Source organism: Leptolyngbya sp. FACHB-711 (assembly GCF_014695615.1).
Classification (GTDB): domain Bacteria; phylum Cyanobacteriota; class Cyanobacteriia; order Elainellales; family Elainellaceae; genus Leptolyngbya_A.
Window position 1 is genome coordinate 1 of record NZ_JACJOR010000487.1, and the last position, 7593, is coordinate 7593.

Sequence of the window (7593 nt, forward strand, 5' to 3'; positions counted from 1 at the left end):
GGCTATTTAGTGGAATATGCTGCCAATTTAGGACTAAACGTTACTCAGTTTTTGCGAGATATTGCTGGAGAAGTGTATGGCGATCGCATTCGCCAAGATATTGAAAGTGGAAGGCGCAGTGGCGTAACCCGCACACCAGCTTTGTTTATCAATAGCATTCGTTATCAAAATGCGTTGGAATTTGGGCCACTATTAAATGCAGTGATTGAATCTGGAGGTCTGGTGTAATAGGGTTTATCTATACTCACCATTAGCATTAAGCAGTCGCTCGATCGAAATGTTGCAATTGTGTGGTAAATGTACAAGTGAAAGGAAGATCAGTGATATGTTGCATAGGTGTGAAGAGCAATATTAGATATCTGTCAATCTTAAAGTAGGCTAACAGCCATAGACCGAGCACAGGTAATTGTTTTATCTGAATAAGGGTTGTCTGTCTTAAATAGAGGCACGATCGCATCGAGTAACCGCAAAAGGTGAGACAGCCATGAGCAAGTCGTATCTGGGTCGATGGATGTTGATAGGCGGTGCACTGTGGGTACTAGCTTGCCCTCAACCGATCGCCGCTCAAGTTGTACCTGATGATACGTTGCCAGTGGGAGAGCGATCGCAAGTTTCAGGCAATCCCAACTTCCAGGTTGACGGGGGAGCCAGACGAGGCGGCAATCTCTTCCACAGCTTCAGCCAGTTCTCAGTGCCCACAGGTGGGTCTGCCTTCTTTAACAATGCGACTGATGTGCAGAACATCTTCAGTCGAGTTACAGGTGGGTCAGCCTCAAATATTGATGGGGTAATTCGAGCAAATGGCACCGCCAATCTGTTTCTGCTAAACCCAAACGGCATTTTGTTTGGACCCAATGCCCGACTCAATATTGGGGGTTCTTTTATTGCCACGACGGCCGACAGCATCAACTTTGCCGATCAGTTTCAGTACAGTGCCACGAATCCTCAAACGACACCGCTATTGACGGTGAATGTTCCAGTCGGCTTGCAGATGGGAGTCAACCCAGGACGGATCGCGGTGCAGGGGAATGGATACGATTTATCCGTTGCAGCTCCTCTTTTTTCCCCTATTGTCAGAGGCAATAGTGCAGCAGGATTGCGGGTACCGACAGGTCAAACCCTCGCTTTGATTGGCGGAGATATAAACATTAATGGCGGCACGCTAACAGCAGAGCAAGGACAAATCGAATTGGGCAGTGTTCGCGGTGGGCAAGTGAGCCTCAGTTCTACGACCTCTGGTTTTGCGTTTGATTATCAAAGAAACCAACGCTTTGGTGATATTCGCCTCTTGCAACAAGCATTAGCCGATGCGAGTGGAGGCGGGTTGATTCAAGTGCGGGGTAATAATGTATCGCTCATTGATGGCTCACTGCTGTTAATTCAAAACCAAGGAACTCAAGCAGGAGGGAGAATCAACGTGAACGCTGCCCAGTCTTTAGAACTGAGCGAAACCAACTTAGATGCTGAGTTTAGCGGCGGTTTGGCTAGTGAAACTGTGGGAGTTGGACGTGGGGCAGATATTGCAGTTTTAACTCAGCAGCTGATTGTACAGCGTGGGGCAGCAGCCGTCGCTCGCTCCTTCAGTCCTGGGGATACTGGCAATGTAACTGTAAATACTTCTAACTCAGTACAAGTCAATGGGACTTCACCTATTAATCCTACTATAGCCAGTGGTATCGGTAGTTTTCAGGCTAACTCTGGAGATGGAGGAACGATAACGGTATCAACAGGGAGGTTAAGTATTCGTGGGGGAGGAGCTGTGACATCTGCCACTTTTGGAACTGGTAGGGGCGGCAATGTGGTGGTGGATGCAACTGAAGCAGTAGAAGTAATAGGAACAAGAACAACGCCTCTTGTAATTCCAAGTTCTGTGAGCTCTAATGTTATCTTTGGTGGAAATGCTGGGGCAGTAACTATCAACACGGCGAGGCTGGTGCTTCAGAACGGAGGCACTGTAAATTCTACTACTCAAGGAATCGGTAACAGTGGTAGTGTCACTATCAATGCCAGCGAGTTTGTCGAGGTTAGTGGTACAGTGCCTGGCTCTCTTCCCAGTTTTGTTGGTGCGTCTGGCCCTCTTATAGCTGAATTCATACGAGAAACCCTTGGACAGCCTGATAGTTTCAGTGGAGATTCAGGCAGCGTGACTATCAACACGCCCCGCTTAAGTATCAACAATGGGGCAGATGTTACTGTCAGCAATGTTGGCACTGGAAATGCTGGCATATTGCGGGTGAATGCTAACTCGATTGTTGTAGACCGTGGTGGCTCAATTACTGCGGCTACTGCCTCTGGAGAAGGCGGCAATATTGTCCTCAATGTACAGGATGTTCTGCTACTGCAAAATAATAGTCAAATTACAACCTCAGCAGGTGGTACAGGCAACGGTGGCAACATTCGTATTAATGCAGGTGTACTCTCAATCCTCAATGGCACTCGGCTCTCAACCGCCGTTTCTGGAGTAGGAAATGCTGGCAATATTACCATCAGCGCTGATACAGTGAGGTTGAGGAGCGGTGGACAACTGCTTACCACCACTTCAAGTCGCGGTCGGGCAGGCAACATCACCATCAACACACCAGACCTCCAGCTATCGGGAAGAACCAGCGGTCTGTTTGCTGGAACGACCAGTGCTGGAAATGCAGGCAACTTGACGATTCAACCTCGTGGCAACGGGCAAAATGTCAGCGTTGACCTCCGCTCTGGAGCCCAAGTCTCTGCCTCCACTGCCAGCACTGGTCGGGGTGGACGGTTGACCATTACGGCTCCAGAGTCCATCACGTTAACTGGAAATGGTTCTATTATTGCCGCTGAGACAGGGGGCACAGGCACAGGAGGAAACTTAGTTCTTACAACTGGAGATCTCAGCATTCAAAACCGGGCAGAAGTTACTGTCAGCAGTTCGGGCAGAGGTAGTGCAGGTTCTCTGCTTGTGGATGCCGATCGCATCTTCCTCAATAACCAAGGCAGAATTCGAGCCGATACATCTGGCGGTGGCGGCAATATCAACTTGCGATCGCCTTTCATCGTCTTACGTAACGGCAGCAACATCACCACGAACGCCACTGGCGCTAACATTCCGGGTGGCAACATCGACATTGATACTCGGTTCCTAGTTGCAGTGCCTAACGAAAACAGCAACATCAGCGCCAACTCCCAGGACTTTCGCGGGGGTAATGTCAGCATTAATGCAATCGCGCTCTATGGCATTCAACCCAGTTCAACTTCCACCACCTTGAGTGACATTACTGCCACCGGAGCAACTTCTGCCTTACCCGGCACAGTGGATGTCACCACCGCAACGATTGACCCAACATCAGGATTAGTGGCATTACCTGCTGACGTAGTAGATGCATCTCAGCTTATTGCTCAAGGCTGCCCTGCCGACGAGGGCAACTCGTTTGTCGTTACGGGTCGCGGGGGTTTACCTCCCACCCCAGAGCAGCAACTCGACGACGATGCCGACTGGCAGGATCGCCGCAGGCTCACCATCCCTCAGCAGACTGCCCCTCAGCAGACTACACCCGACAGCCCCAGCGATCGCCCTTTCCCTGGCACAGCTGATGCCCTGATTGTGGAAGCAACCGGATGGCAAACCACTGCCACAGGAGAGGTGAGGCTTGTTGCTACCCCTGCTGATTCCACGGTGCACACAGCGCTAAATCACTCGATCGCCTGTGAGGGGCGGGACTAACTCAGTTGCTCACATCAGCACCAGAAGGAGCCACAACATCAGATGAATGAGGGATATCCAAACAAGCGAACCAATCAAAAAGCGTCGATCGAGCAGCGCCACTCTGTCAACAAACGCTGGCTGCGATTTCTGCGATCGATTCTGTTAGGGCTGCTTGTTACCGTTATCCTTCATGCCGAGATCGCCGTTGGAATTGGTATAGAGAATACCGGGCAGCAGGTAGAGGCTGTACCTAATTTCATTCAAGCTGATGCCACTTCTCCCCTGGCTCAACTCGTGCAGCAGGCAGAAGAGCGCTATCGGACAGGGCAGGTTTCAGAGGCGATCGCCCTTTGGCAGCAAGCAATGACCCGCTACGAAACAGCAGGCGATGTTCTCAATCAAGCACTCACGCTCAGCTTTCTCGCGACAGCTTTTGCCGATCTGGGACAGTGGACGCAAGCCAATGGTGCGATCGAGCAGGCGATGACGCTGCTAGCAGCTCAAAACTTAGCATCTAATCCGGAGATTTCATCTGCTCTTGCCCAAGTGCTGACGGTTCAGGGAAAACTCCAGCTTGATCAAGGTCAAGTGTCAGAGGCTGTGACAACCTGGAAAGCTGCTGAAGCAGCCTATCGCGAGACAAACGACTCAATCGGCATTGTGGGCAGTCAAATCAATCAGTCCAGAGCTTTACAGTCAGCCGGACTATACAGACGAGCCACAGATCTCCTGACACAGGTCGAACAGTCGCTGCACAACCAACCTGATTCGCGGCTTAAGGTGACGAGCTTGCGAAATCTGGGCAAGATGCTGAGACTAACGGGCGAGCTGGCTCAGTCTCGAACGGTTTTAGAGCAGAGCTTGGCGATCGCTCAAGCACTCCAAGACGGAACGCCCGAATCAGCAGCAGATCTTAGCGGGATTCTGCTAAGCCTAGGAAACACAACTCGCGCCCAAGGAGAAACTGACACAGCACTGGCACTCTACCAGCGGGCAGCAGCAATCGCGCCTTCGTTGATGGCAAAAACTCAAATTCAGCTTGTTGAGTTTAGTCTGCTAGTTGAAGTCGATCGATCGGCTGACGCGCAACGCCTGCTGCCAGATATTCAAGCTCAGCTTGCCCAATTTCCGCCAGGGCAGCAGGCAGCTTATGCTCACATCAGTTTGGCTCAAAGCTTAATCAAACTGCGAGAGCCTGCGAATCTGACCGCTTCGGCTCAAGCACTCGCCGCTGTAGTGCAACAAGTTCGGGCTATAGGTGATCACCGGACTGAATCCTACGCGCTAGGCACATTGGGGGGCCTGTATGAGGCAACTCACCAGTGGGACAGTGCTAAAACGCTGACTCAGCAAGCGCTCAGCCTATCTCAATCCATTGATGCACCTGACATTGCTTATCAATGGCATTGGCAGCTTGGGCGCATCTTCTGTCAAGACGCACAGCCTTGCCTGTCAAAAGGTCTGCAAAACGCTACAACTGTCTATGGCGAAGCGGTTAAAACGCTGCAATCGCTACGTACCGATCTCGCTGCCATTAGTCCAGATGTCCAGTTTTCGTTTCGAGAAAGTGTCGAACCCGTCTACCGACAGTTTGTGGAACTGCTGTTGCAGTCGGACGGCAATGCGGCTAGTCAGGACAATCTGAAACAGGCGCGTGAAGCGATCGAAGCACTTCAGCTTGCAGAACTTGACAACTTTTTTCGAGAAGCCTGCATCACGGCGAATCCAATCGAAATTGAGCAGATTGATCCGCAAGCTGCCATTATTTATCCCATTATTTTGCCGAGCCAGTTGGCGGTGATTGTGGCTTTGCCCAATCAGCCATTGCGCTATCACAAGACAGACTTGACGCAAGCAGAAGTCGATCGCATCCTCAGCCAGATGCGGCAATCCCTCAGACCGACCGCCTTTGTCGAAGACTGGATGCCCAGCGTTCAACAGGTCTATGATCTGCTGCTGCGCCCTGTAGAAACGGAGCTGGAAGCAAGTGGCGTTAAAACCCTTGTGTTTGTGCCTGATGGCTTGCTTCGCAGTTTGCCAATGGCTGCCCTGCACGATGGACAGCAATATCTGATTGAAAAATATAGTGTTGTGCTGACGCCCGGTTTACAGCTTCTGCAACCCCAACCGATCGAACAGTTGCAGCTGCGTGGACTGCTAGCCGGATTAAGTGAAGCACGGGAAGGCTTTTCGGCACTGCCAAATGTTGTGGTTGAAATTGATCAAATTCAAGCCGAAATTCCCGCTCAGGTGCTGCTTGATCAGACGTTCACCAATCGATCGCTGCAAACCCGTATAGATTCTACGGACGCGCCGATTGTTCACTTGGCAACGCATGGTCAGTTCAGCTCGAATGCCGAGGACACCTTTATCTTGGCATGGGATGGACGCATCAACGTGAAACAACTCGATCAACTGCTTCGCGCCAGGGAAGAGCTTAGTCCGATCGAGCTGCTAGTGCTGAGCGCGTGCCAAACCGCAACGGGCGATCGTCGAGCGGCTTTAGGAATGGCAGGCATGGCGGTGCGATCGGGAGCTAGAAGTACGCTGGCTTCGCTATGGTCAGTGAGCGATCAATCTACCGCAGCTTTAATGATTGAGCTTTATCGCGAGTTAGGTCTGCCTGGGGTGACAAAAGCTGAGGCACTCCGTCGTGCTCAGGTCAGTTTGCTGCACCAAAGCAATTACACGTCCCCTTACTATTGGGCACCGTTTGTTCTTTTAGGAAATTGGCTATAAAACCATGATGCATTTCATTAAATCTCTGTTTTGCAGTCTATCCATTGTTATTACTCTGAGTTTAGAACTGGCGATCGCCCCCGCTGTCGCAGCAGAAAGTCAGCAGGCAGGGAGCAATCCGCCGCCGCCACCGAGCAATCCAGGTAGCTCAGCCGCAGGGGGACGGCGCAACCCACAGACCTGTCCTCAAGATACAAGCACAGCAGCAACCACTCCAGTATTGACTGCCCTTAGCCCAACCCGCGAACCAGGTTTAACGGTGGCAGAGCGTCCGACATTTCTCGTCTATGTGCCTAGAACGAGTGCTGAGAATGCAGAATTTAGCCTTCGTAGTCAAGAGGGTCAGGGTGTTTATCGAACCACTGTTGCCTTAACCCAAACTCCTAGTCTAATCAGCATTACCCTCCCCGATCAGGTAGCGCCTCTGGAGGTTGACAGACCCTATGTGTGGTCGTTTGCCTTGATTTGTAATTCGGACGATCGCCTTGAAGATCGATTTGTCACCGGCAGTATTCAACGCATTGCACTAAATCCAACTCGCCTACAACAAATTGAGAAATCGTCTCCCAGACAACGCATTACGTTATACCGGGACGATAACATTTGGTACGATCCCCTTGCTCTCCTGTTTGAGTTGAGGCGCACTCAACCAGATGATCCTAGCCTCAACGCCGCTTGGCGCGAATTTCTGCAACTAAACGGCATCAGTATCATGATAAGTAGCAATTGAATTGGTAAAAATCATTAACCTTGAGCGATCGCATTTATCCAGTGTGGACAACTCTGAGACAGCAATTATGGCAATGGCGTGGAGTCCTGATAACAGTCCCCTGCATCGCTGGAGGATTGCTGACTTTACGATTGGCAGGAGCGCTCCAATTTATGGAACTGATGGCGCTTGACCAAATGGTTCGTCTACGTCCGTCTGAGCCTGCTGACTCTCGAATTGTTCTGGTGACGATCGACGAATCTGATATCCAGCAGCTTGGGCAGTGGCCGATGTCAGATGCTGTGCTTGCTCAGGTAATCTCATCGCTTAAACAGCAACAGCCCAGGGTGATTGGTCTTGATATCTTTCGAGATTTGCCTGTAGAACCGGGTCATCAAGCATTAGTCGAGGTCTTCACTTCCACACCCAATTTGATTGGCATTGAGAAGGTGATCGAAACAGCTAAGGG

The 7593-nt window shown here is 51.0% G+C and carries 5 protein-coding genes; all 5 read left to right on the forward strand.

The window, feature by feature from the left end:
- The coding region (locus H6F80_RS22850) for a thioredoxin domain-containing protein (RefSeq protein ID WP_242067522.1) at positions 1-228 on the forward strand (228 nt) is incomplete at its 5' end.
- A 256-nt stretch (positions 229-484) separates the two neighbouring features.
- On the forward strand, positions 485-3694 hold the full coding sequence (locus H6F80_RS22855; protein ID WP_190793831.1) for a two-partner secretion domain-containing protein: 3210 nt from the start codon (positions 485-487) through the stop codon (positions 3692-3694).
- Positions 3695-3736: 42 nt separating this feature from the next.
- Positions 3737-6415 carry a CHAT domain-containing protein gene (locus H6F80_RS22860; RefSeq protein WP_190793832.1) on the forward strand — a complete coding sequence of 893 codons (2679 nt, stop codon included), beginning with the start codon at positions 3737-3739 and terminating at the stop codon, positions 6413-6415.
- Between the two features lie 4 nt (positions 6416-6419).
- The gene (locus H6F80_RS22865; RefSeq protein ID WP_190793833.1) at positions 6420-7145 is read left to right on the forward strand and encodes a DUF928 domain-containing protein; all 726 of its coding nucleotides are present in this window, start codon (positions 6420-6422) and stop codon (positions 7143-7145) included.
- Between the two features lie 152 nt (positions 7146-7297).
- Positions 7298-7593: CHASE2 domain-containing protein (locus tag H6F80_RS22870; RefSeq protein WP_199296764.1), on the forward strand; the 296-nt coding region annotated here is incomplete at its 3' end.

What these genes read in the sequence shown, in the direction of transcription:
- H6F80_RS22860 (WP_190793832.1), top strand. Translation starts at nt 3,737, where the DNA reads ATGAATGAGGGATATCCAAACAAGCGAACCAATCAAAAAGCGTCGATC.
- H6F80_RS22855 (WP_190793831.1), top strand. Translation starts at nt 485, where the DNA reads ATGAGCAAGTCGTATCTGGGTCGATGGATGTTGATAGGCGGTGCACTG.
- H6F80_RS22865 (WP_190793833.1), top strand. Translation starts at nt 6,420, where the DNA reads ATGATGCATTTCATTAAATCTCTGTTTTGCAGTCTATCCATTGTTATT.